At 54.2% G+C, this 25,819-nt stretch carries 15 protein-coding genes; 2 read left to right on the forward strand and 13 right to left on the reverse strand.

Features of this window, described 5'->3' with window-relative positions; genetic code table 11:
• Positions 1-2: 2 nt before the first annotated feature.
• From IBT47_RS12430 to eptB, 11 genes are all read right to left on the reverse strand, one after another.
• Positions 3-4,046 carry a cellulose biosynthesis protein BcsC gene (locus IBT47_RS12430; RefSeq protein WP_200560711.1) on the reverse strand — a complete coding sequence of 1,348 codons (4,044 nt, stop codon included), beginning with the start codon at positions 4,044-4,046 and terminating at the stop codon, positions 3-5.
• Positions 4,046-6,538 (reverse strand): cellulose biosynthesis cyclic di-GMP-binding regulatory protein BcsB, encoded by a 2,493-nt coding sequence (bcsB, locus tag IBT47_RS12435; protein ID WP_200560651.1) that lies wholly within the window; start codon positions 6,536-6,538, stop codon positions 4,046-4,048. The genes IBT47_RS12430 and bcsB overlap by 1 nt, the downstream gene beginning before the upstream one ends.
• Positions 6,535-8,634: a UDP-forming cellulose synthase catalytic subunit gene (gene bcsA / locus IBT47_RS12440; protein ID WP_105593691.1), complete on the reverse strand. Its 2,100-nt coding sequence runs from the start codon at positions 8,632-8,634 to the stop codon at positions 6,535-6,537. Before bcsA ends, bcsB begins: the two co-directional genes overlap by 4 nt.
• Before the next feature lie 90 nt (positions 8,635-8,724).
• Complete coding sequence (bcsQ, locus tag IBT47_RS12445) at positions 8,725-9,522, reverse strand: cellulose biosynthesis protein BcsQ (protein ID WP_105593690.1); 798 nt, start codon at positions 9,520-9,522, stop codon at positions 8,725-8,727.
• Positions 9,513-10,598 (reverse strand): cellulose biosynthesis protein BcsO, encoded by a 1,086-nt coding sequence (bcsO, locus tag IBT47_RS12450; protein ID WP_200560652.1) that lies wholly within the window; start codon positions 10,596-10,598, stop codon positions 9,513-9,515. Before bcsO ends, bcsQ begins: the two co-directional genes overlap by 10 nt.
• Before the next feature lie 425 nt (positions 10,599-11,023).
• Positions 11,024-12,028 carry a dipeptide ABC transporter ATP-binding subunit DppF gene (gene dppF, locus IBT47_RS12455; protein ID WP_105593689.1) on the reverse strand — a complete coding sequence of 335 codons (1,005 nt, stop codon included), beginning with the start codon at positions 12,026-12,028 and terminating at the stop codon, positions 11,024-11,026.
• Positions 12,018-13,004: a dipeptide ABC transporter ATP-binding protein gene (dppD, locus tag IBT47_RS12460; RefSeq protein ID WP_200560653.1), complete on the reverse strand. Its 987-nt coding sequence runs from the start codon at positions 13,002-13,004 to the stop codon at positions 12,018-12,020. Before dppD ends, dppF begins: the two co-directional genes overlap by 11 nt.
• Before the next feature lie 8 nt (positions 13,005-13,012).
• The gene (gene dppC / locus IBT47_RS12465; protein ID WP_105593687.1) at positions 13,013-13,915 is read right to left on the reverse strand and encodes a dipeptide ABC transporter permease DppC; all 903 of its coding nucleotides are present in this window, start codon (positions 13,913-13,915) and stop codon (positions 13,013-13,015) included.
• Between the two features lie 9 nt (positions 13,916-13,924).
• Positions 13,925-14,944: a dipeptide ABC transporter permease DppB gene (gene dppB, locus IBT47_RS12470; RefSeq protein WP_105593686.1), complete on the reverse strand. Its 1,020-nt coding sequence runs from the start codon at positions 14,942-14,944 to the stop codon at positions 13,925-13,927.
• 196 nt (positions 14,945-15,140) lie between these two features.
• Positions 15,141-16,751 (reverse strand): dipeptide ABC transporter periplasmic-binding protein DppA, encoded by a 1,611-nt coding sequence (gene dppA, locus IBT47_RS12475; RefSeq protein ID WP_200560654.1) that lies wholly within the window; start codon positions 16,749-16,751, stop codon positions 15,141-15,143.
• A 1,210-nt stretch (positions 16,752-17,961) separates the two neighbouring features.
• Positions 17,962-19,662: a kdo(2)-lipid A phosphoethanolamine 7''-transferase gene (eptB, locus tag IBT47_RS12480; RefSeq protein ID WP_200560655.1), complete on the reverse strand. Its 1,701-nt coding sequence runs from the start codon at positions 19,660-19,662 to the stop codon at positions 17,962-17,964.
• 256 nt (positions 19,663-19,918) lie between these two features.
• On the opposite strand from eptB, the gene IBT47_RS12485 reads away from it, so the two are divergent.
• Positions 19,919-20,500, forward strand: coding sequence for an HD domain-containing protein (locus IBT47_RS12485; protein WP_200560656.1), 582 nt, complete (start codon positions 19,919-19,921; stop codon positions 20,498-20,500).
• A gap of 149 nt (positions 20,501-20,649) precedes the next feature.
• Entirely contained in the window at positions 20,650-21,258 is a 609-nt protein-coding gene (locus IBT47_RS12490) for a hypothetical protein (protein WP_200560657.1), read from the forward strand.
• Positions 21,259-21,451: 193 nt separating this feature from the next.
• On the opposite strand, the gene IBT47_RS12495 is transcribed toward IBT47_RS12490, so the two are convergent.
• Positions 21,452-21,886 carry a CaiF/GrlA family transcriptional regulator gene (locus tag IBT47_RS12495; protein ID WP_200560658.1) on the reverse strand — a complete coding sequence of 145 codons (435 nt, stop codon included), beginning with the start codon at positions 21,884-21,886 and terminating at the stop codon, positions 21,452-21,454.
• 182 nt (positions 21,887-22,068) lie between these two features.
• The gene (locus tag IBT47_RS12500) at positions 22,069-25,263 is read right to left on the reverse strand and encodes an autotransporter outer membrane beta-barrel domain-containing protein (protein ID WP_200560659.1); all 3,195 of its coding nucleotides are present in this window, start codon (positions 25,261-25,263) and stop codon (positions 22,069-22,071) included.
• Positions 25,264-25,819: the final 556 nt, after the last annotated feature.

Below are 25,819 nucleotides of genomic sequence, written 5' to 3' on the forward strand. Positions count from 1 at the left end.
GCTTATTGACTACCTCCCAGCATGTAACGGAAATAAAGTTGCGCCGTGCTTTCGTTATATTCACCAAAGGTGTCATAACCCAGCTGACCACCGACGGTGATATTTTTATTAATCTTGTAATCCGCACCCGCATGAAGATTATAGCCAACTCCGCTCTTACTGCCGCCGGAATAGTAGGCTTCTTTCGCAAAACCAGCAGTAACTGCTGATTCCAGCGCGGATTGCCACTCAGGATTGTTCGGATAATAGGCGCTGCGATCCTGGGTATAGGCCTGATAACCCGCCGAGCCGCCGATACGCACGCTCAGGTCGTCATAGCTTTGCGAGTAGTCGATCGGGAAGGCCACGCTGACGAAGTTTTGCGGGCTGAAGTAGCCGCCCTGGCCGTAGCTGTAGTAGCTCAGGTTCTTTTTGAAGTCCATCCAGCTCAGGCTGATACCGGTTTTCAGTTCGCGATCGTCGTAATGGTACGGACGAACGTAGGCACCGGCGTTGGCGACCAGGCTCTGGTTGCTGGCCACGTTCTCACCCAGATAGCTGTATGCCCCTGCGCCGACGTAGAATCCGGCATCGCCGTCGTCATAGCTTAACAGGGCGTTACCGCCGTTCTTGGTCACCCGCCCCCAGTTGCTGCCGGAGAGCTTATCCTGCACGCCCACATAGGAGAGCAGACTGTCGGTGACGGCACGACGCTCACCGGTGAGGATCAGCGTCAGGTAGTCGGTCAGCTTCGGTGCCCACTTCACGCCACCGACCATGGTGCTCAAGTCCTGGCCCAGCGGCGTGCTGCCGAGGTCGATCTTGTAGCTGGTGCCGGTCAGCGCCAGGTTCAGCTCAACGCCGCTGGCGTTCTGCGAGTCGCTGGTGCCGGTACTGGCACTGTCGACGCTCGGTTTACGCGTGGAGGCGATGAGATAGTTTTTCAGCGCCGTGTTGTTGTTCAGGCTGGTCAGGTTTTTCAACCCGGTGGCGGTCAACGGGTTTAAATCTTCAAATTTCACACCGTCGAGCGCGGTCAGCGCGGTCGCTACCCCCGGATTGGTGGTGTTGAAGGTCGTCAATTCGGTATCGGTTAAGCCGCTGACGTAGGTCTGCTCGCTTTCGATGGTGCTGACCAGGTTGCCGATAGCCTGTTCGGTTGCGCCGGAACCGAGGCGGCGATAGGCATCGCCGGTGGCGCTGCCCGAGCTGAGATTAATCGGCGTAACGGTAAAGTCAAAGTGTGCATCGCCCAGCGGTGAACTGGTCCAGGTCAGCGGCGCTTTGGCTTCGGTCAGTTTACTGAGGCCACTTTCACCGTCACGGCTGCGGATCTGCACTCCGGCCTGCATCCAGGTTCCGGTGTCTTTTTCCAGATCGGCCATCATGGTATCAATCTGGGCCAGCGTCTGGTTTTCTCTTAACAGCGGTGCATTACCCATGGTGAAGGTGGCGCCCGGAATATCGCGGTAATCACGATAGGTCGGCGACAGCTGCCACGGCATGGTTTTACCGTAGGTTGACGGTGAAGGACGCGGCGAAAGCGTGGTGCGGTTGATAAACGGGTTATCTGACATCGCCAGACCGCCGATCCCCGCACTGCTGCCGGTATCCGCGCCCGAAAGCCCGATCACCTTACCACGTGCGGTACGCAGGTAGCTCAGCGCTTCGTTATGGTCGCCGTCGGCATTCGCCACGCGAGCCAGCAGTAGCAGCCGCTCAGGTGACTGCTGACCGCGCAGGCCGGTACTCAGTGAGCGCGCGCGTGGGACATCGTTCAGTGCCAGCGCCACGTTGATAGCGCCTTCACGCGCATCCTGATTCGGCGTATCGCGGGTCATCAGGTAGTCGTAGACCACGCCAGCTTCTTTGTTCATTTTGCCGGACTGATAAAGCCGCGCCATGGCAAACATCAGGTCGGTGTTCTGCGGATCTTTCTGCAGGGCCGTAATCAGTTTGTCGTAGGCCGCAGCGTACTGCTTTTGCTCGCGCAGGCGGTCAACTTCATTGATCACGCCACCGTTGCGAATACCGGCCAGCTGAGTTGGCGTACTGCGCGACTGGATTTCCGGGCTGCTGAGGAAGCTCTGTGCCTCGGCTCCTAATCCTGCCTGCTCAAGTACGGCGGCCTGTGCGGCATAGTCCCCGGCGTTGCCCTGCACGCCACGGCGCATGTTGCCGCGTACTACCGACACGGCGGTGCTCATATCGCCCGCCTGGGCCAGGGCTTTCGCCAGATTACCAGCATCGGACGGGCTGGACGGCGGGTTGGCTGCCAGCACTTTCAGCGTATTGGCGGCGGCAGCACTGTTGCCCTGCGCCAGGTACTGTTTTGCCACATCCATCTGCTGATTAAAGCTGGCCCGCTGTGCCAGCGTGCGCATATCGGCGTTCTGGCTGCGGGCCGGAATACGCGACAGCAGGCTGTTGGCCTGCGCCCACGATCCCGTTTCGCTGGCAAACAGCGCGGCGGCGTAAACTTCGTTGCTGGAGGCACCGTTGCGGTAAGCGGGCTGCATGACGCCTGCGGCCTGAGCCGAATTGCCCTGCTGCTCATAGATACGAGCCAGATCGAGGCGCAGCCACGGATCTGACGGGAAGCGCTGCATCCCCTGCTGTAGGATCGACACCGCACGCTGCGGGTTACCCGCGGCCAGCGCCTGCTTAGCCTCGTTACGCACCGGATCGCTGGTGGCGACCGGGCGCGGCGTGACCGCAGCGCGAACGCTGGCTGGCAGTGAGGCCAGCAGCGTATTGGCTTCCGCCGTACGATTCTGCTGACGCAGCACGTAGAACAGCCCTTCTTTGGCCGGGCGGTTGTCAGGCTCGGTTGCCAGCACGCTGCGGAAGGTCTGTTCCGCCTGATCGAGCTGGTTGCTGCGGCGCAGCGCATCGCCACGGAACAGTTTGGCGGAAACGCCTTTTTCACCGGCGGCCTGAGTCAGTGGCTCACTGAGCGACAGCGCCTGTGCGGTATTGCCGGATTTCAGCGCCTGCTGGGCGGTGGCCAGCTGACCATAGAAGCGGGCATCATCCGCCTGCTGCTGACGCTGCTGGCTGTTATTGCCGCCCAGTTTGGCCGCCCGCTCAAGGTAGTCGGCGGCCTGAGTATAATTGCCGTTGCGCTGGGCAACGTAGCCCAGACCGGCCAGCGCATCCGCATCTTCCGGGTTAACCTGAAGTACCTGGTCGAATGCGTTTTGCGCGCCGGAAACGTCGCCGCTGTTCAGCGCGTTAAAGCCCTGACCTTTGGTTTCTCCACCGACGTTTTTACGGTAGTAGGCCATCACCGCCGTATCCTGCGGATGACGCTGCTGGTAGTTCTGATACAGCGCATCATCGGTCGGTTTCGGACCCAGCCACAGCAGCGCCTGGCGCAGCGAGCGGTCGGCATCCGGGTTGGCCGGAGCCATCGTTTCCAGCGACTGCAAGCCTTCACGACGGGTGGATTCCTGATAGGTCAGCGCTTTGGCCAGCGCCAGCTTGGCAGCGTTGTCCTGTGGGTTCTGGGCACTGAACTGGCGCAGGTTATCGATCGCCTGCGGCAGCATGTTACGGTCACCGGCCATCGTCAGATAGTATTCCGCCGCCACGCTGGCAGGCGGCTGGTTGCCGCTGAACGTGTTGCGCCAGGTTTGCAGCGCGGCGGCGGTGTTGCCGGTGCGCGCCTGCTGACGGGCCAGCGACAGCTGTGCTGCCGGAATCGACTGCATCTGGCGGGCGTTATCCAGCTCAACCAGACGCGGGTCCTGCGGCGACACCTCACTCAGCTTGGTACGCCATTTGGTCATGCCTGCGGTGTCGCCGTTCTGCTGCGACCACAGAGCCATCAGATACATCGCCTGGGTGTTGTTGCCGTCCACCATCAGCACTTTCTGTAACGCTTCACGCGCCAGATTGTCGTGCGATTTCTGATGCCAGTAGTTTGCCTGGTCAAAAAGCGCCTGAACGGCCGGGTTGTTATCAGCCGCCATCAGCGGGAAGGAGATGACCGACAGCGCAAGGCTGCCGCCGATCATCCAGCGATGGCGAATTCTGGCGCTTAACTGTGTGAGTTGTGTTTTCATCATTCTTTTTTCTCGCCAGAGGAACGGGATGATTTCGGTGGATGCAGGCGACGCCATGAGTGGCGTTTCAGCAGCACGTAGGTACTTAATCCCACTAATGTCGAACACAGCAGTGCCACAAGGGCCATCAGAACGGAGTGCTGGTTGGCATACCAGACCACCATCATGTACCACGGCATTTGTCCGCTGGGGAACTGGGCGCCAACGCGGAAGCTGCGCACACCGGTTTCATCCGTAATGATAGCCGTATCGCCGCGAATACCGGCGTTGATGCGCTGCAAGGTTAAATCGTTGCTCAGGCGGTTCAGCTGATCGTCGTCGGTCGCGATGGTCATCACCACCAGACGGCTGCCGTTCCACGGCGAGCGATAGCTGACAAACCCGCGCCAGTCTTCGTTAGAAGAGAGATAGCGGTCTGCATCCAGCGATTGCCGTGACCAGTCGCCGGTCAGCCAGCTGCGAAGTTTTTCCAGCGTTCCCTGCACTTTCACGCCCAGCGTATGGCCGTGAACTTCATACGGTGAAGCGGCCAGTATCGACTCGTTGAAAGCAGTTTGACCGAGCGTGGACACCGCCAGCACATCGCTGTTTTCCAGACGTTCGCGCATCGCGCCGCCGCCAGGTACGCCGAACACAACATTGTTGTAGGCCAGCGCTACGCCGGTGGCATTACCGGAACGTCCGGCCATGTTTAACAGCGCGCTGATTTCGGCATTAGCTGGCTTCTCAGGCAGCATCAGTACGGTCTGGGAATAGTCAGCCAGACGCGAGAACGGGAACGAGGCACCGACGAAGTAAGACAGGTTCGGCAGCATCGCGAAGTGGCGCGTGTGGCTCAGATCGATCGACGAGTCTTCTTCGATTCGGCTCTTAATATTGTTGTTAGTCAGAACGCTACAAGGTGCGTTGGCCTTCGGTTTGATATTGAAATAGAGCTGCAGCTGGTTATCACCGTAAATCAGATACGGGTCCAGTTTCAGCGTGTATTTCTCCTGGCGTGCGTCGCCGCCCAGGCGGTGCCAGATATTTTCCAACAGCCCGAGTTTATTGACCGTCAGATTACGCAGGAAAGTGCCGTTCAGGGTGACGTTAAGAACGGAGTTATCTTCATCAATCCAGTTTTCAGACGGGAAACGATAGTTCAGCTGCAGCGGCAGCGTATCGCCGTCCCACAGGAACAGATCCGGTGCCGCGCGGAAGTTAACCCGCAGCGCGTCATGCCAGATGCCGTTGGCAGTCAGGTTCTGATCCTGGCGCAGCAGCTCGCTCAGGCGAACCGGGCGCTCGGTATTAATCCAGCGCGGAGCGTCATAAGGTTTACGCAGCGGCAGCGTTTGCTGGCCCACTTCCAGCTGGGCGCTGTCTACCTTCATTGGCTGTAGCAGACGGGTTGCCGCCTGGCGCAGTTGTAGATCGTCCTTCCCCACCACCAGTAGCAGTTTGTAGACCGGGTTGTCCGGGTTATCGACGATTTTCACCAGCGGCACGCTGGTTTGCGGCAGCGTCAGGCTGGAGATCACTTCACCCGGGTGGCCGAACACCACGCCGTTTTTCTCCGGCAGCTGGCCGCGCAGCACCGGGAAGGTAATCCCACGGTAGTCCGCCTGAATGCCCAGCCACGACGCCAGGATTGCCGCCGCGCTGACTTCGCCCGGCTGAATATTTTCGCCAAACGCCATGGAGACGCTGGAGGAGTTCATCCGCAGCGGATCGAGGAACGGCCGTGGGAAATTGCTCAGGCTGGTGCCGATGTTCAGCTGCTGGCCTTCCAGCGACAGCGTGGTCGTTGGCAGGATCGTCACCTGGTACTGATCTTCGCTATCGCGCTCGCACAGGAGCTGGTCGGCATCGTTAATTTTGAAGCTCAGGTTGTTGCTAGAGACCACCATCGCCGCCGGGATATCCAGCTGATAGTCTTCACTTTCTTTATCCGACGCGCTCAGCGGCAGCGTACCCAGAGGCTGACCGTTCATCATCAGCTGCAGTGAGGTATTACGCGCCGCCAGCGCGGAAGAGACCTTCAGCGACAGATTCAGACGCGCATTGGTGATCACTTCATCGCCCGGCAGCGTAAAGGTGATACCGGACTGCAGCTGGCCACCGGTCAGCAGCACGCCCTGCGGCTGGCCCATCTGTGCAACCGTCACCGTACTGGAGAGCGGCTGATTCAGGGAGACCATCGGTGAGGTATCCGCAGGCGGAGCAGGAAGCGGAGGCAGCCCCGGCAGCTCGGCCACCGATCCCGGCGGTAGTGCCGGTTCGTTGCCCGCAGGCAAGCCGTTTTCCGCGCCCGTTGCCGGTGCCGGATTTTCTGATGCCGCAGCGGGCTGATCGTTCTCTTCAGCTTCCGCGCCGTTACCCTGGTTGGCAGGAACAAAGTTATTCAGTAAGTTGCCAAACTGCGAATTGTTGTTGGCCGTATCTGCGGCGTTGAGATTGCTCAGCGTCAGCGCAGTACTCAGGCACAGTGCGCGAAGTATCAATTGCTTCATGCCACTCCATCCTTCTCAGCACGCATACGGCGCTTTTTATTCGCGCGGCGATCTTTCCAGGTCAGCCAGAACAGTTCGAATACTGTACGAATGATATTCACCAGCGAGCGCAGCGGATTATCTTTTGGCCCTTCAGGTTTCAACCAGGCGTCAGCACGGGACAGCACCACGCGCACCAGCTCGCGGCGGCGCGACAGCGGAATATCCTTAAACTGGAAGCGCAGTACGCCGGAATCAGCGCTGATCAGATGAACCGGAATCGAGATAGCGCCGGAGTGCAGCATCAGTTCGATCTCTTCAATTTCATCATTCTCGAAGCGCTGATCCGGTGCGGTCAGCTGTGCGCCGCCCATTGACAGGTTGATGGTGTGGCAGCGTGAGGAGATACCGCTGGCATAATGTACAATTGCCGGGATGTTCACGTCGATACGAATGGTTTTACGTACCTGCTTGGTTTCGCGCGCTACGGCAATCGCCGCCATCAGTATCACCAGGCTGAAGGTGGCCCAGCCGACGTTCAGCGCAATAACGTAAGGGTCTACGCCGAAGTAGTCGTGAGCGGTGGCGCGTACGATGCCGCTGATCACCCCGGCTGCCAGCAGCAGGGCACAGATCACGTGTGGACGTACGATGTTGAAGTCGAAGAAGCCGACGTCCAGCAGGCCGCCTTTATCCGTTACGTTAAACTTACCGTGCTTCGGCGAAATCATCGTCAGCAACGTCGGGATCACCAGGTGGAATGCCATCACCGTTTCGTAAATTTCACCCCAGAAGGTGGCGCGGAACCGGCCATTCATACGGGAGTTCACGTACAGCGACAGCACCAGGTGCGGCAGCACGTAGGCGAAGATCAGGCTGGCCGATGAGTGAATAATGTTCAGGTTAAACAGCAGGTAGGCCAGCGGCGCCGTCAGGAACACCACGCGCGGCAGACCGAACTGGAAGTGCAGCATGGCGTTGAGGTAGCACAGGCGCTGCTGCCACTTCAGGCCACGGCCCAGCAGCGGGTTGTCCACGCGGAAAATCTGCGTCATGCCACGCGCCCAGCGGGTACGCTGAACGATATGCAGACCCAGGCGCTCGGTAGCCAGACCGGCAGCCAGCGGGATGGCCAGAAACGCGGAACCCCAGCCCAGTCGCTGCATTTTTAATGCGGTGTGCGCATCTTCGGTCACGGTTTCCACCGCAAAACCATTGATCTCTTCCAGCGCGGAACGGCGAATAACGGCACAGGAACCACAGAAGAACGTTGCGTTCCAGTTATCGTTACCCTGCTGTACCGGGCCGTAGAACAGCGCGCCTTCGTTAGGGATTTCGCGAGCGGCTTTCAGGTTACGTTCAAACGGGTCCGGCGAGTAGAAATAGTGTGGCGTTTGCAGCAGCGCCAGCTTGTCATCTTTCAGGAAGGCACCCACGGTGGCCTGCAGAAAGGTGCGGGTGGCTACGTGGTCACAGTCAAAGACGGTAATCAGTTCACCCTTAGTGATTTTCATCGCGTGGTTCAGGTTACCGGCCTTGGCGTGGCGGTTGTCGTCGCGGGTGATATAACCCACGCCGACGTCGGCGGCGAAGCGGGCAAATTCGCTGCGCTTGCCGTCATCCAGCAGGTAGATCTTCAGCTTGTCGCGCGGGTAGTCGATACACTGCGCGGCCAGCACGGTGTCGCGAACCACATCAAGGCTTTCGTTATAGCTGGGAACGTAAACGTCCACCGTCGGCCAGAGTGAAATATCATCCGGCAGCGGTTCGATGGTGCGTTTTAGCGGCCAGGAGGTCTGCAGGTAGCCGAGAATTAAAATCAGCCAGACGTAGAGTTCGGCGATAAACAGGCCGATACCCAGAATCGCTTCCACTTCGGAATTGAAGTGCAGGGTTTCGGTAGCGCGCCAGTATATATAGCGGGTCGACATGATCGCGGAAAGAAATACCATGATCAGCGAGACCGGCTTGCTCTTAATAAAGCCCAGCAGGAACACAATACCGATGGAAATCAGACCAAAGGTATATTGTTTCTGGCTATCCATCGGGGTGATAACGATTACCGCCGCAACGGGCAGTAAGATGAGTAAGAGCAGATAAAACAGGACTTTATTCATAAGTCATCCTGAACACGTGTGGGTATAATTCTTCGTGGCGCATTTCACCACGCGTCTTCAGGCATCCGTGCCAGGTTCCTGTGACCCGCTCTAGCGAGACTGAAGCGGCGCATGCATCTCGCCGTCGCCGACTTTAATATCAAGCAGCGCGGAAAGACGTTTACCGATCAGCTCGATATCGAATGCGGCAGCGGATACGGAACTGAAATCAAAAATAGACTGCTGTGAGGCATTCGCCTCGGCCACGCTTTCATCGCGGTTTACTACGCCAATTAACCGATCGCCCAGGCGTTGTTGCATAAACAGCGTCACATCGCGGCTGATATTGCGGCGGCTGTCGCTCTGGTTCAGCACGAAATAGTGGCCTTTACGATGATTAAGCGCACTGCCAATCAGTTTTTCATTTTCCACCTGCGGCAGCAGCGACAGCGAAGCCGTGTCGGCCAGCATCACCACCAGGTGCATATCGGCCAGTGCCGCCATGGCTTTCAGCGCCGGGCCAGGGCCCGGAGGGAAATCAGCGATAATCACCAGACCGGGATAGTTCAGTACGGTGTTCAGGCCCCGGATAATAAAGTTGGGATCGTGGGTCAGATTATCTTCGAACTGCATACGCTGCTGTTCGGTAACATCACCGTAAGGCAGAACAAAGATGTTCCCGCCGGTGGTAAGAATGGACTGGCTCCAGTCGGAAGATTCGGCAGATTTGGCGACGAAGCCGCGTCCGTCCGACAGCGGTACACCAAAATGCAGACGCAGCGCATTCTGCACGTCAAAATCGATCGCCAGCACTTTGCTACCGTTGCGGGCAAGCGCGTGTGCAAGGTTGGCTGCCATGGTGGTTTTACCCACACCGCCTTTAGGGGAACAGACGCAAACTAACGGCATGAGGCAATTTTCTCCAGCAGGGATTGTAATGGCATCTCTTTAGAAACGATCTGTTCAGCCGAGCCGTGTGCCGGGCTGAATAACTGTTTATAGCTGATATTTGAAGATGTTGCCGCAGGCTGCGTGTGCGGCTGTATCGCCTGACTACTGGCAAAAAGCGGCGAGGTTGCTGGCGGCTGCGACTGATAAAGCGGTGCGGCCTGCTGCTGTGGATAAACGGGCTGCGGCGCGACCTGCTGCGGTTGCGACTGGTACAGCGGCTGCGGTGAAACCTGCTGGGACGCATAGTACGGCTGCTGCACAACCTGCTGCGGCTGTGGTTGATACTGTGGCGGCACCTGCTGCGGATGCGGCTGATACTGCGGTGCGGCAACCTGCTGAGGCTGTGGCGCTACCGGCGGCGACTGCAGCAGTGCATTCAGCTGTGGCTGTACAGGCGGAGGCGGCAGCGGGAAGCCTGATTGCAGCAGGGGCTGAGTGCCCGGCGCCGTTGATTCCGGCTGCTGTTGTAACAGCGCGTTGAGCTGCGGCGCAGTGGGCTGCTCAAGCGGAGCATCAGGCTTTTTCTGCGCAGTGTTTGGCTGTGACTTCGCCAGCTGATCGAACAGCGAGCCTGACGCCTGAGCAACAGACTCCGGACGCAGATCGGCGACTTTGGTCAGCACTGGTTTCGCTGGTGCAACAGGCGCAACAGGCGGAACTTCCGGCTGCGGCGTAACGGGTACGGATGCTTCAGGCGGTGTGCCTGGCTTCAGCGATGATGAAATGCTGTCGAATAACGATGCGCCCACCGATGGAGTGCGGTCCTCCAACGCGGAGAATGACGGCAACGGCTGTGCGGGCGCAGCGGCTACCGGCGGAGCCAGCAGCACCGACGGATCGATAGGCTGAGGCGCAACAACATCAATCCTCTGACTCTTATCCAGCACCGGGTCGGAGCCATCACTGAGCAACTGCTTGATAATGGCCCAGTTTGAGCTGTCAGAATGGAGTGACTGCTCGGACATATCTTTGAATTCGATGTGGTTTGTTTGCGTCTTTTCTTTAAAACGCTGCAAGTCATCATAACTTTTCATAGAAGCGATCGCGCAGAAGGAGGATTTTACGGCAATATAACACACTCTTTTTGAAATCGTCAGATTAATCTCAGTGCGCAGTTTGCTGATTTTCAATCAGTAAATTAACGGCTTACTAGCAAAATTATTTATTGCCAACGTCACTTATCATAATAGTGACTATGTTAATAAATTGGATAATTTTACCGGGTTAAAGGCTTTCATTTCACAAACTTGAAATAGCTTAAAAATAGTTATTAACTTCTTTTCCTTAATTTTCCTTTAAATTATTAAGGTTATCCGTTAACTCGTTATCACTACTGGAAAAAATTACCTTTATCGGTAAAACGACTCTTTTACTTATCTTAAGTGTTTAAGGTGTGTACAGTTTCAGTGTTGTTAAAAAGAAAGCGGAGCTAATCTCCGCTTTTGCATTATGACCGTCTTCAGGCGGCCGGTTCGCTCTCATCCTGTTCAACGGCAAAGCAGGCGACCTGCTGCCCACCCCAGGATTTTAGCTGCGGCTGCAGCTGGGTGCAGGTGCCAAGCCGCCGACGGCAGCGGGCGTTAAACGCACATCCCGGCGGCGGATTCAGCGGGCTGGGTAGCTCGCCGGTTAGTTTGATACGCTCGCGTCGTTCGTCCGGGTTAAGGCGCGGAGTCGCTGAAAGCAGAGCCTGAGTATAAGGATGCCGCGGATTAGCGAAAATCTCCTCTTTGGTTCCCTTCTCTACGCAGCGCCCCAGATACATCACCATCACTTCATCGGCAATGTGCTCCACCACCGACAGATCGTGAGAGATAAAGATGTAGGAAAGCCCCAGTTCCTGCTGCAGGTCCATCATCAGATTCAGGACCTGCGCCCGTACCGATACATCCAGCGCGGAGACCGGTTCATCGGCAATCAGTACGTCAGGGTCAAGCATCAGGCCACGGGCAATAGCAATACGCTGGCGCTGACCGCCGGAGAACATATGCGGATAGCGATCGTAGTGCTCCGTTTTCAAGCCCACTTTCGCCATCATCGCCAGGGTTTTCTCCCGGCGCTCGGCTTTAGTCAGGTTGGTATTGATTACCAGCGGCTCTTCCAGGATCTGACTGACTTTTTTACGCGGGTTGAGCGAGCCATACGGGTTCTGGAAGACAATTTGAATCTTCTGTCGCCGCATCTGCTGCGCCTGCGGGTCGTGCTTCAGCAGGTCCTGTCCCTGATAGAACAGCTGGCCTTCGGTTGGCGTTTCAATCATCGTCAGCAGGCGGCCCAGGGTGGATTTACCACAGCCGGACTCCCCCACCACCGCCAGCGTTTTACCGCGTTCGAGGTTAAACGATACGCCGTCCAGCGCTTTCACCAGTCGTTCCTGGCCAAACAGGCCTTTTTTAACCGGGTAATGTTTCTTCAGATCGATCGCCTGCATCAGCAGGGTCGGATTCGTTCCTTCAGGCTTCATAAGTTGGTCTCCCGGCATCATCCAGTGGGAAGTGGCATTTGGACTGACGCCCTGCAAGATCGCGCAGCGGCGGCTCTTCCGTCCGGCAGCGGTTGGTGGCGTACGGGCAGCGCGGATTCAGCAGACAGCCGTTGGGCCGGTCATATTTACCCGGCACGACGCCCGGCAGCGAGGCCAGTCTTGCCTTGTCGGTGGAAAATTCCGGCAGTGCGCGCAGCAAAGCCTGGGTGTAGGGATGGCGCGGTGCTTTAAAGATATCCACCGCTTTACCGGTTTCTACCACCTGCCCGGCATACATCACAATGATGTGCTGCGCGGCTTCGGCGACCAGCGCCAGATCGTGGGTGATGAGGATCAGCGCCATATTTTCCTGGCGTTGCAGATCCAGCAGCAGCTCGATGATCTGCGCCTGAATGGTCACATCCAGCGCGGTAGTCGGTTCATCGGCAATCAGCAGCTTAGGTCGACAGGCAATCGCCATCGCGATCATCACGCGCTGACTCATGCCGCCCGACAGCTGATGCGGATAGACATCCAGCCTGGAGGCCGGATCGGGGATACCCACCTGGTTCAGCAGGTCGATCGCGCGCTGGCGACGGGTACGGCGATTACCGCCCTGATGCACCTTTATGGCTTCCATAATCTGGTAGCCCACGGTGTAGCAGGGGTTCAGGCTGGTCATCGGGTCCTGGAAGATCATCGCGACCTCCGAACCCACCAGCTGGCGGCGCTCTTTCTCGGAAATCTGCTGCAGGTTGCGCTGATCGAAGACCAGCTGATCTGCCATGACCTTACCGGGATAGTCGATCAGCCCCATGATTGCCAGTGAACTGACGGATTTACCGGAGCCGGACTCGCCGACGATACCGACCACCTGTCCCTGTTCAACCTGGTAGCTGATGCGGTCTACGGCGCGGAACGGTGCTTTTTCGTCACCGAAATGCACCGAGAGTTTATCTACAGTTAATAGTGCCATCTCGCTGCCTACTGTTTGAGTTTCGGGTCAAGAGCGTCGCGTAAGCCGTCGCCCATCAGGTTGAATGCCAGTACCGTCAGCAGAATGGCAACACCGGGGAAGGTGACCACCCACCAGGCACTTTGCGCATACTGCAGTACGTCGGAGAGCATGGTGCCCCACTCCGGCGTAGGCGGTTGCGCCCCCATACCCAGGAAACCCAGCGCGGCCATATCGAGGATCGCGTTGGAAAAGCCAAGAGACGCCTGCACGATCAGCGGTGCCAGGCAGTTTGGTAAGATATTGATAAACATCTGGCGCATCGCCCCTGCCCCCGCCACGCGCGAGGCGGTAACGTAGTCGCGGGTCACTTCTACCAGCACCGCCGCGCGGGTCAGGCGGATATAGTGCGGCAGGGCGACAAAGGTCAGTGCCAGCGAGGCGTTGACAATCGATGGGCCAAAGATCGCCACCAGCACCAGCGCCAGCAGCAGGCTTGGCAGCGCCAGCATGATATCGACCAGGCGCATAATCGCTGCATCAATCGCACCGCCGACATAGCCGGCAATCAGGCCGAACACCACGCCCATAATCAATGACAGAACCACCACCAGGCAGCCGACCAGCAGCGACAGGCGTGCGCCGTACATCAGGCGGGAAAGGACGTCGCGGCCAACATCATCCGTACCAAGAAGGTACTGCCAGCTACCGCCTTCCTGCCAGGCCGGCGGGCGCAGCAGCGCGTCGCGGAACTGCTCTGCCGGTGCATGCGGTGCCAGAACGTTGGCAAAAATAGCGATTAAAATCATTACGACGACGTAAACCAGGCCGATCACCGCGCCTTTGTTACGCTTAAAGTAGTGCCAGAATTCCTGTAACGGGGTCATCGGCTTGGGTGCAGCAGGGACGCTGCCCGGATCTACAACAGACATAGTGGCCCCTTATTTCTTGTGGCGTATGCGTGGATTGACCACGCCGTAAAGCACGTCGACCAGCAGGTTAACGAGGATAATCAGCGTGGCAACCATCAGCACGCCGCCCTGCACGACCGGGTAATCGCGGCGCTGGAGTGCGTCGATCAACCAGCGACCCAGGCCTGGCCAGGAGAAGATGGTTTCGGTCAGGATAGCGCCAGCCAGCAGCGTACCGACCTGCAGGCCGATCACCGTCACCACCGGCAGCATCGCATTGCGCAGGGCGTGTACGACAATCACCCGCATCGGGGTCAGCCCTTTGGCACGCGCGGTGCGGATATAATCCTCGCCCAGCACTTCCAGCATCGCCGAACGGGTCATACGCACAATCACCGCCAGCGGAATGGTGCCCAGCACCACGGCAGGCAGGATCATATGCATCACGGCATCAATAAAGTCGCCCGGCTCGCCCCAGATCAGGGTGTCGATCAGCATAAAGCCGGTCAGCGGCAGCGTGTCGTCGAGGAAGACCGTATCGCTGATGCGCCCGGACACCGGGGTCAGGTTGAGCTGAACCGAAACCAGCATGATCAGCATCATGCCCCACCAGAAAATCGGCATGGAATAACCGGTCAGGGAGATACCTACTGCGGTGTGATCGAAAATTGAACCGCGTTTAACCGCGGCCAGCACGCCAACGGGGATACCGACGATTACCGCAAACAGCATGGCGCAGATGCCCAGTTCCATTGTCGCTTTGAAGCGCGGAACAAATTCGTCCCATACCGGAATACGGCTCTTCAGCGACATACCTAAATCGCCGTGCAGCACGTTCCAGACATAGGTGAAGTATTGCTGCCAGAGTGGCTTATCCAGACCAAGCTGGGCCAGCAGCTGAGCGTGACGTTCAGCGGAGATCCCGCGTTCGCCTGCCATAATCAGCACCGGGTCGCCGGGGATCATGTGGACAAACGCGAAAGTTAACAGGGTGATACCAATAAACGTTGGGATAACAAGTCCCAGCCGTCGGAGTATGAACTGCAGCATATTCCGTACTCTCTTCTGTTTCCCGCCGGTCTTAGCCTGCGGGATTATTATTGCTCACATCTTGTAGCCGGGTAGACCCGGCCACGACGCAGCGAACTGCGCCTTGACCTGAATAAACAAGGATTAAGCGGGCTTCGAAACATCGAAAGGGGTTGAACAGCCACCGATGCAGCTCTTCAACCCCTTATCGGGTTCGTTACTCGGCGATATCAACCTGGGCAAAGTAGTGTCCGCCCAGTGGATCAACCACGTAGTTGGACACTTTTTTGCTCACTGGCTCATACACGGTTGAGTGGGCAATGATCAGCGCCGGAGCCTGGTCATGCATCACCACCTGAGCCTGCTTGTACAGTTCGATACGCTTGTTGTGATCGTCAGTCGCACGTGCAGGCTGAATCAAATCTTCAAACGACTTGTCACACCAGCGTGAATAGTTCGAACCGTCTTTGGCTGCCGCACAGCTGAACAGAGTGGCGAAGAAGTTATCCGGATCTCCGTTATCACCGGTCCAGCCCATCATCACGGTCTGGTGTTCACCGGCTTTCGCGCGCTTCAGATACTCGCCCCACTCATAGGTGACGATCTTGGCCTTCACGCCAATCTTCGCCCAGTCGCTCTGGATCATTTCCGCCATGCGGCGAGCGTTCGGGTTGTACGGACGCTGTACCGGCATTGCCCACAGATCGATGGCAAAGCCATCGGCCATGCCCGCTTCTTTCAGCAGCGCTTTGGCTTTTTCCGGGTCGTAGGCGTAGTCCTTCACGGCGTCGTTGTAGCCCCACATGGTTGGTGGGATCAGGTTTTTCGCCGCCTGTCCTGCACCCTGGTAAACCGCGTCGATGATTGCCTGCTTGTTCACCGCCATGGTCAGCGCCTGGCGAACTTTCAGGTTATCCAGCGGCTTTTTCTCAACGTTAAACGACAGATAGCCGACGTTCAGACCCGGCTGCTCCATCAGGTTAATTTTGGTGTCTTTTTTCATGCTGGCGATGTCAGCAGGATTTGGATACGGCATCACCTGGCATTCGCCTTTCTGCAGCTTGGCGTAACGCACCGAGGCATCAGGGGTGATGGAGAACACCAGGCGGTCAATCTTCGGCTTCTCGCCCCAGTATTCCGCGTTGGCTTTATAGAGGATGCGTGAATCTTTCTGGTACTGCTGCAGCTGGAATGGACCGGTACCGACCGGGTTAAGATCGACTTTTTCCGGCGTGCCCGCTTTCAGCATGTTGTCGGCATATTCCGCAGACAGAATCGAGGCAAAGTCCATTCCCAGATCGGCGAGGAACGGCGACTCAGGACGGGTCAGGACGAAACGTACGGTGTTGTCATCAACCTTCTCAATTTTGCTGATCAGGTTAGGCATGTCCATGCCTTCAAAGTATTCGTAGCTGCCGCCGGAAACGCCGTGATACTTGTTGTTTTTATCCAGCTGGCGTTCGAAAGTGAAGACCACATCGTCGGCGTTAAAGTCACGCGTCGGCTTAAAGTCTTTGGTCGTTTGCCACTTCACGCCCTTACGCAGATGGAAGGTATAAGTTTTGCCATCTTCGCTGACGTCCCATTTTTCCGCCAGAGCCGGATGCAGTTCCGTGGTACCGATGGTGAACTCTACCAGGCGGTTATAAATCTGGCGCGAGCTGGCATCGTAGGTGGTACCGGAAGTAAACAGCTGAGGGTTAAACCCTTCCGGCGATCCTTCAGAACAATAAACCAGGGTTTTCGCCTGTACGCTGGCGGCCATCATTAGTGCGATCGCGCTGAAACCGACCTTCAGCATCCCAGATTTAGTCAGGGAAATACTCATGCTTAGCTCCAATAGTGATGTGATGTTGTGTGTTGCGTGCCGACCGATAATTTTTTTGTGTGGTCTGGCGTAATGCCTTGCGGCGTCAGTCCTGGGAGTGGAGTTTGCGGTTTCCATACGATTGAGAAACCTTCAGACAAATCTCCTTACCTTTTGTGCTGGGGTTTCAATTTGTCAACAGTTTCAAGGAACGTCAATACAATCGTAGTGTATTTACGCAGAGTGTGAGAAACCGCATGCAAATATTAAAAAAACAATTAGCTCTATTTTGCGGATTAAAAACTTATGACTTCGTCACAAAACCAGATTAATCGCTAAATACACCGCTGATATCCAGCGGATCGCGTTGAGAAAAAACCTTTAAAATAAACCGAATTACCCCGTCTGTGGCGCGATAAAATTATCCATATGGCTATCTTATAGATAAATATGCTGCAACGGTCCGGTGAGAAATCGTCGTTTCACGTGAATCGGACATCAACATAATTCGTCGCGAATTAAGATTTTATTTACATATATAACATGATGTTAGGTTGTTTTTATGTCGGGTTTAATGCGGTTTGAAACGGTGGATAATTTTGCAACAGTAGAGTTTTATGTTGGGTGTGGGGAGATTGTCGGTGACTTGTTGCCTCAGCGTTTTCGCGTGTGGGTTCCGGCTCTGACCGGCTGGTCCTCGCGCCACGCGCTGCGTGGTTCCCTCACGCCGTTCGTCAGCCTGTCGGACCGCCTCAGACGGGCCGTCCTGGCCCGGCTGCGGCTTTTGGCCGCGTCCATGCGGCCAAATCCTGGCTTCCTCTCTTCGTTCAGCGCTGTGGATTGCCGGTTCAGAGCCGGAACCCGCCCGCTCTGCAGATTTAGTGTCGTCTGTTTTAATGGCTGGGGAGGTATTTAAGCGGGTTGGAATACGGGTGGGGAAAGCAAAACCCTGGCTTCCTCTCTTCGTTTAGCGCAGTGGATTGTCGGTTCAGAGTCGGAACCCGCCCGCTCTGCGGGTTTAGCGTCGTCTGTTTTAATGGCTGGGGAAGTATTTAAGCGGGTTGGAATACGGGTGGAAAGGTTGGGCTGGTTGTTTTTCTGGTGGGGGGATTCAGCCGTGAGGGAATCGGGCGGGAGGTTTCTCCTGCCCGATTAGGCTGTAAATCTACAAAAGCCAGCACCACGCCGGTCCATCGACGTGATTGAGTGTGGGATAGCTCAGCGCGAGGGCTTATTTCGCCGCGCTGCTCTCTGTTACCGCTTTCGGGTCGGCACACCAGTTATTCGCCTGCTTAATACCGCCGTTGGGTGAGGTATAGCCCAGGCAACCCATAATGGTATCGAACAGCTCTACGTGGCGATGCGTTTTGCCCGCGCGTTGCTGCTCCTGCAGGCGTTCAAATGCACTTTTGTTGTTGGCATCAGCCAGATACTTGTCCGACGCCCAGACAATCATCGGCACGCGGAACTGCTCCGGTGGTGCCATATTGCGCGGCGTGCCGTGCAGGTGCATGTTGTCGCTGATGGATTCACCGTGATCCGCCGCGTAGAAGACAATGGCTTTCTTATCGCGCAGCTGGTCGAACACGCTGTCCAGTACCGTATCGGTATACAGCACCGAGTTATCGAAGGCGTTAATCAGCATGGCTTTACTGCAGGTGTCATCCACCCCCATGCATTCCGGCTGATAGCGCGCGTACTCACGTGGGTAACGTTGCGAGTAAAGATAATGGGAGCCTTTGGTATGCAGTACCACCAGATGTTTACCCTCGGGATGGCGATCGATCGACGCCTTCAGCTCCGGGATCAGCAGCATGTCATCCACCGATTTGCCCTGATTACGCTGCTCTGAGCCAATCTGCTCGCGGAAGACATAGTTGTCGGCGTCGGTATTGTTGTAGAACCACACTTCACTCTGCATAGCGAACAGCTCGGAGCTGAAACCTAACTCTTTCAGCACGGCGAAGACGTTTTGCTCTTTCAGCGTGCGCCCTGGGTTGTCCATGGTGCCGCCCTCGCGGACGAACATGCAGCGCAGGGAGAGTTTGGTGGCGGTATCACAGGATTCGCCACGGAAGGCGACCAGATTTTTTTCCTGCGAAAGCTTCGGCGTGGTATCGCGCTCATAGCCCAACAGGCCCATGTGGTCCCAGCGGGTGGTTTCACCGATTACAAATACCACGTAGGTATCGTCAAGACCCGCAGCGGGCGCAACGTAGCTAAACTTCTTCGCCGGATCGAGCAGGTCATCATGCTCCATCTTTTCATCGTAGCTGGTGTAGGCAAACAGCCCCAGCGCCGAGAGCCAGTTTGACGGCAAATAAGAGTGAGCCACGACGCCACCGTAGCTTGGCAGGTCAATATTGGTCAGTTTCTCGTTGGCGCTTTGCAGCTTGTCGAAATAGCGAATCGGCAGCCAGACCAGAGCGACGGCCAGCAGCAGCGTCAGCAGCGGTTTAATGCGCTGGCCCGGCGTTTTCAGCTGTTCCAGCAGCGTCATGCTTTGTTTATTGGTCCAAATCAGTGCCAGTGGCACGACGCTAACCAGCACCATCCAAAGAATAAAGTGGTAACCCACGACTTCTTTCGACAAATCAACATCGGTAGTCATGACCGATGCGACAATCCCATAACCAATCACAACATTGAAGAAGGTCATGTAATAGCTGGCCGAAACGGATATCAGCACCAGCAGGGTCGCGGTAACGCGATAGAACCATTTCCCACCCAGCGACAGCAGGCGCATCAGGAAGAAGGTGAGCAGAACCGCTGCGGTCACTTCAGCCAGTGCGGAGAGCCACTGCATAGGTTTAAAACTGGAGAATAGAGGGTCAAAACGTCGGTAAAATACTGAAATGTTGAGAAAAATACCGATATAAACGGCCAGCATCAGAGATAACTTTTGCTGGGTAAGCATTCTAATATAATTCATTGGGATTTTAGTCCTGGCGTGACCTAAACAATTTCTATACACATTCTGAACATTTATCAGACCCTGGTGCTGTCAGAGAGTTCGGAAAAAACCTATAAACCTAAATTCCCTTTTATAAACAAACTATTCTTACAGCATAAATGCCGACACAGATGACCATGGCCGATCGTTAATCATGCTGCGTGATGGCATTCTGTTAACTAACCATTCAGCCGATACAATTGCCTCTTTTCGAAGCCAATCGGGGAAAATAACAATGCATACACTCGAAGAACGTGCCCGGCGCTATGCGACTAAAGCGCATGCGGCGGCTGGACAGAGACGCAAGTATACCGATGAACCCTATATCGTCCACCCTGAAGCGGTAGTGGAACTGGTTCGCAGCGTTAGTGATGATGAAGAAATGCTGGCTGCCGCCTGGCTGCATGATACCGTTGAAGATACTCCCGGCACACTCGGTGATATTAAAGCGCGTTTTGGTGAACGGGTCGCTGCACTGGTTTCTATGCTCACCAACAGTGGAAATCTTCCCGGCCAGAACCGTGCCGCGCGTAAAGTCGCTCACTTTCGTCATACGGCTGAGGCGTCACCTGATGCCCAGACGATAAAGCTGGCCGACATTATCGACAATACCCGTTCTATTATTCATTTCGATCCGCATTTCGCCCGTATTTATCTGGTGGAAAAGCGCGTGCAGATAGCCCTGCTGACCGCTGGGAATCAAACGCTATGGCAGTCCGCCAATCAAATTATCGAACAGGGTATCCATCAGCTTGGCCAGCCACCTTACAATGTCCCCGCCAGCTGGTTTGTTCTTCAGGAAGCAAAATATCGGTAAGTATTGATAACCAGCGGACACAGGTTCTGTTTCTAAGCAGCCGGCTACCCTGGCATTCTGTGCCATTGTATGGTCCACGGCATAGAATGCCAGGAATCAAGATTTCACATCCTTATAATTGCCCGGAGATTAGTTTACCGGGGGCAATAATGTCTGAAGATCTGCTTACAATTAGAAATAAAATTGGTGTTTTTTTTATCTTTGCAGTATTTCTTAGTGCGATGATGGGGTTAGTCTTTATTGATGTAGTCTGGATGAGTGATGAGGTGCATGAAGCTTCATTTACGGAAATCACTCAGGAAGTAATACTGGGTGTGATCGTATTTTTGTTTATTCTTCATGCGAGAGATTCTGTAGATCAGCAGCCGATACGAATTCTGGTCGCTGGCTTTTTTGCCTGCATGTTGATTCGTGAGCTGGATTTTTTGTTTGATAAAATCAGCCATGGAAGTTGGTTTTGGTTCGCTCTGGCAGTAACGTTTGCTTCACTTATCGCTGCGCTCAGGCACCCTCGTTATCTGGTTTCGGGCCTGGCTGATTTTATGCGACATCCCGCGTGGGGAATGATGGTGGCCGGTATGCTCACTATCCTGGTGTTTTCACGCCTGTTTGGTATGAATGAGTTATGGCGGCATCTGATGCCAGACGGTTATAATCGCACGGTGAAAAACATGGCAGAAGAAGGGAGTGAACTGCTGGGATATACCCTGTGTCTTTTTGCCACGCTCGGGTATTTATTCACTGAAAAGAAAAAGTAAAAGAAAGATTGATCGCGCAATTAAGATGGTTTTTTAAACATGTTGCTTGTTAAATGTGCGATCAATTTTATCAGTGTAAACTTTATTGACTTGAACTGTAATTATCAAAAAACTCATATGAATTATGTTTTTTAATAATATACAACTATAAAATAGTGATAAATTTTCAATAAAGAACAAAGTAAGTTTATTTTTATGTCGCAAGCTGTTGAGTGTTTGCCAGGCATTCACTCCTGGTCTGACGATAGATACCTGATTGAGCCTTTACTTTTGATAATTTTTCAGTTTTACCTGAAATTCTAACCTCCTCAACCTTAATCTGATGGCATAAGCGGCGTGTACCCTGAACTTTTACCTTTCTTGTCTGGCAGATTATGACTTCTGCCTTGCGTAAAATATAAGATAATTGAAATGATGCCCGGCGCTCGGTAATGGCAAATACGGTAGAGACTTGTTTATGGCCAATCCAGGTTTTCTGCATCAGACCCCACAGTGCAATCAGGACATACAAAGGTTGATCTGCGTATTCGCTCAATTCAGCGGGTATGCGACCACCGTCATGATTACTCTGTTTTACAACCTTTGCTGTCCCATTACGCGGAGAAGTAACGTTTTCGAATTTACTCATAATCATGCCGTCCCTGTTAGATAAGAAATGTACAATGCTGATGAGATTCAAGGCTCATTTTTTTTATGTGAAAACGGGAAAAATGGGCAAAGAGTTTTTGCCCAACCCGCAGTGACACAGAAAAAATAGCTATGTGTAGCTAGAAAATATTTCCCCATTGCGATGAGCAATGGGGAGAGGTTTTACCAGGAGTAATTCACGCCCACATTTGCCTGCCATGGACGTTCAAGATTATCCCCAGTGGTGTAGTTGAAACTGGCATAACCACCCACATTCTTCATCAGCTGAACTTCTGCACCGCCGCCAATTTGGAATGCGGCGCCATCGATGCTGTTATTCATAATAACGTTGTTCAGCTTCATTTCATTGCTATCAGCAAATTCGTTGAGAGCGGCCAAATGCAGATAAGGTTTGATATAACCCTGGTTCAGATCGAACGTATAACCAACATCCGTACCGATTTCACCTACCACTGATTTGAAATCATCACCATTAACAACCATACCGTTATTCATGGTGTAGTGCGCGCCGTCAATGGCACGACCGGTCGCTTTGACGTACGGTTCAGCAAAGTAACCGCTGTCTTCCCAAGTGTAACCCAGTTTCATACCCAGGCCGTAGCCGTTGGTAGAAAAGTCAGAACGTGAACGCTGCCCATCCAGGGTACGGGCATCACCGCTGTTGCTGAAATGGTTATACTGCGCCGAGGTATCAACAAAGATGCCATTTTCGAAGCGACGGGACAGATAGAACTGTGCGCCGTAGCTATCCAGGTCGCCACTGCTGTTCATCACATTAAGGTCTGAACGCGCTGACGAGAACGCCAGGCCGGCCAACCAGCTGCCGCCGTTTTTCGCATCGAACAGGTTATCAACGCCCAGCATAACGCCGTTGGTGTCTAACTTATATCCCGCGCCGGCTGATGTCGTATTGTGATTTTTTCCACCGAAGTAAGAGATCCATACACCACCGTCATCCCTGGCGTGGCGTGAAGCATTCATATGCAGGTTTAGTGCATCGGACTCCATGCTGGCAACGTTAACCTGCGCGGCTGCCATGCTCAGTGCTGTTGCTGCGCTGTTTGACAGATGGCCGTTATTTTTAAAATAGACGTTACGCTCATCGTGTACTTTGTCATTCAGGATATCCTGAACGTCGTACTGGTAGACACCCAGCTCGGTGCGACCCGTGAAGTGTGCATCGCTGCCTTTATCCAGATAGTTAACGAAGCTATGAGGATTTACGCCGTTAATGCGGTCGCGATCGGCAACGTAGCCGTCTTTAACATAAGGTTCGACGCCAGAGTTAGCGATTTCCAGGTGGTATTCCCCTTTCGCTGTGCCTTTGACCTGCACTGAGCCATACGCGTAATCGCCACCCAGATTAAGCAGAGGTTCAGCCACGGCTTTACCGACGGTGATTACCGATGCCTGATAATGGCCCGTACTGTCTTTGTCCTGGTTCAGATTGCCATGAACAACAACGCGCGCAGCGCCGAGGTCTTCATAGCGTCCGCGATCGCCCAGGGTTGGGGTATCGTCTGCCAGATTGATCAAGTTCAAAGAGGAGGCGGACAGATTCATATCGTGTACGTCGCTGATTGCCAACCCACCGTCAGCTGTTGCAGCAGCGTTCCACACCGCACCATTTTTGACGTTGATGCCCGGGTTCCATGAAGAAACCAGGCTACCGTCAGGGCGGCTCACGTTGGTGATGCCGCCCACTTTACCGTTCAGCGTGCTGTGATTCAGGCTGACGTTGACCGGTGTCCATGCATTGCTGGCATTAGCCAAAATGGTATTACTAACGCTGCTTACGGCATTGTTATAGATAGAGGTTGCAGACAGTGAGGCATCGATTGCACCCTGGCCCAGAATAACCGGCGCATTAGCATCTGTTACGTCAGTCAGCTGCACAACGTAGCCGGTCGTACCGCGTGCGGTGATATCCCCATTCAGCACGGTATTATTGGTCAGATTTAGCGTCGTGCCGTTGTGCTCACGGTCCATCACCTGTGGGTTCGTAATGCTGGCACCGCTTGCTACATAATCGCCGGTCTTTGCATCGCGAACCACGGTGACGTTGATCGTCGGAATATAGCCATCATGGGTCAGATTGACGTTACCATTCAGCGTTGAGTGATTCACATCTACGCGGTTAGCATGGCCGGACAGGTTCAGTGCGGAACCGGCGTTGTTTACCCCTCCGGTCAACGTTGAGTTATTGGCCACCGACACGAATAAACCGGAACCGGAGATGGCCACTGCGGTTGATTTGCTATCAGCGTCGCGGCTGTAGTTGCCGTTATTTTTATGGCTGCCGTCATAATTATCGTCTTCACGAACGGCGGCAATGTTTTTAGCCGTAATCTGAGCATTGTCTAAAATAACGTTTGGTGCCTTCGCCACCTGATGGGTCAGCGTTTGACTGGCCGCAATATGATTGCCTTTGCTGTCAACGGCATAATTTACGCTGCTGCTGTTAATACTTAAGCCGGTTGCGGAAGGGCGTTGGGTATAGACATGCTCTTCCCCGGATACATTCCCTGATGGATTAACCGCTACGGAATCCGTATTGAGCGTGTTATCGATAGTGGTGTTTTTAATGATCAGAACATCGCGAGCGCGGTCATGTGTGGCGCTTTCCTGCAGATTACCGTCGACGGCGACTGCTGCGACACTTTGATTCAGACTTTTCACCTGGGAATAAATAGCCGCATTTTGCAGGCCAAAAACACCGCCGGTGCTAGCGACTGGTTCGATATAAACATCAGAGTTCCGGTCAAGAACAATCGCTTTACTGACGGTTAATGGAATTTTATTTCCGGTAGTATCGAGCACAAAGGTGCCATCGGATTTTTTCTGATACTGAATAGCGCCGCTGGCATCACGCTGATAAATCGTTGCGGTTTGCGTTTTCTGATAACGATTATTTGCGGTGCCCATTTTCAGGCCTTCAACCACGCCAACCGGAACCGAATAACCGTTCGCTGCTGTCGCTTTTGCCAGGCGCTCACCGTGAACGGCGCGCTGATAGTCTTCGAAAATAATATAGTTAGCATCGCCGGGCAGACTGGGAACGGTAGCGTTCAGATAATCTTTGTACCCGCTGCTATTGACCAGGGCGTTAAAGCCTTGAGTATCCGTATTAATCGCAACCCATTCACTGCCGGTCACGGTGTTATTAATAATGGGCAGGTCGCTGCCACCAATAAATACGGCACCACCACCGGTATAATGTCCTTGGGTGTTATGGCTCAACGCGGCTTTGTCTTTCACTGCGATGGACGATGACGCGGTGGCGGCAAATGCTGGAGTACTAAGGCTGACGATGACTGAGGCCGCCAGGACACTCAGCTTAAAACTGTTTTTTTTCATCACTGCAATTCCTTTTATAATAAACAATTAAACAGTTCGCCTCACTGGCTCCTGTTTTACTTCATTAATTTTTAAGCATAAAATCTCGCGCCAGAAATAAATGAAATTATCTCAGCGAAAACTAATTACAGAATTAACTCAGAAGAAAATAAATTCCTTCAAATCATCCCCCATAAAAATTAACTGAATATTACAAATCCTGTTGATTGCAGCTAATAAGAGTAAAGCAAAAAATAGTTATCATCTTGATAGAAATCTCTTATCGATGCGATGAGGGAATATGAATGATAAAATCAACCTAAAAATCACTAATCAGACGTTTTTTATGAAAATGATATTAAGGTCTCATGGCGGTAAATTAATGAAATTAAATATCGAATTGGCGTTGATTTAACGGTTTCTTTGTTGTTCTCGGCGGTAAATTCACTCTTTTTTATGCGGTTACGATAGTCTGATTATTTTAAATAATCGGTTAATGAAAAAAGATTTCAACGGGAGGGGTGTTTTTCGGAGGGGGAGAGGTGAAAAATGTCGGAGAGTCAACAACTCCCCGACA

Origin of the sequence: Erwinia sp. S43, from assembly GCF_016624745.1 — a bacterium.
GTDB lineage: Bacteria > Pseudomonadota > Gammaproteobacteria > Enterobacterales > Enterobacteriaceae > Erwinia > Erwinia coffeiphila.

Bases quoted from the DNA above. Each gene is read 5' to 3' on its own strand.
- IBT47_RS12430 (WP_200560711.1), bottom strand. From the start codon at position 4,046: ATGAAAACACAACTCACACAGTTAAGCGCCAGAATTCGCCATCGCTGG.
- bcsB (WP_200560651.1), bottom strand. From the start codon at position 6,538: ATGAAGCAATTGATACTTCGCGCACTGTGCCTGAGTACTGCGCTGACG.
- bcsA (WP_105593691.1), bottom strand. From the start codon at position 8,634: ATGAATAAAGTCCTGTTTTATCTGCTCTTACTCATCTTACTGCCCGTT.
- bcsQ (WP_105593690.1), bottom strand. From the start codon at position 9,522: ATGCCGTTAGTTTGCGTCTGTTCCCCTAAAGGCGGTGTGGGTAAAACC.
- bcsO (WP_200560652.1), bottom strand. From the start codon at position 10,598: ATGAAAAGTTATGATGACTTGCAGCGTTTTAAAGAAAAGACGCAAACA.
- dppF (WP_105593689.1), bottom strand. From the start codon at position 12,028: ATGAAGCCTGAAGGAACGAATCCGACCCTGCTGATGCAGGCGATCGAT.
- dppD (WP_200560653.1), bottom strand. From the start codon at position 13,004: ATGGCACTATTAACTGTAGATAAACTCTCGGTGCATTTCGGTGACGAA.
- dppC (WP_105593687.1), bottom strand. From the start codon at position 13,915: ATGTCTGTTGTAGATCCGGGCAGCGTCCCTGCTGCACCCAAGCCGATG.
- dppB (WP_105593686.1), bottom strand. From the start codon at position 14,944: ATGCTGCAGTTCATACTCCGACGGCTGGGACTTGTTATCCCAACGTTT.
- dppA (WP_200560654.1), bottom strand. From the start codon at position 16,751: ATGAGTATTTCCCTGACTAAATCTGGGATGCTGAAGGTCGGTTTCAGC.
- eptB (WP_200560655.1), bottom strand. From the start codon at position 19,662: ATGAATTATATTAGAATGCTTACCCAGCAAAAGTTATCTCTGATGCTG.
- IBT47_RS12485 (WP_200560656.1), top strand. From the start codon at position 19,919: ATGCATACACTCGAAGAACGTGCCCGGCGCTATGCGACTAAAGCGCAT.
- IBT47_RS12490 (WP_200560657.1), top strand. From the start codon at position 20,650: ATGTCTGAAGATCTGCTTACAATTAGAAATAAAATTGGTGTTTTTTTT.
- IBT47_RS12495 (WP_200560658.1), bottom strand. From the start codon at position 21,886: ATGAGTAAATTCGAAAACGTTACTTCTCCGCGTAATGGGACAGCAAAG.
- IBT47_RS12500 (WP_200560659.1), bottom strand. From the start codon at position 25,263: ATGAAAAAAAACAGTTTTAAGCTGAGTGTCCTGGCGGCCTCAGTCATC.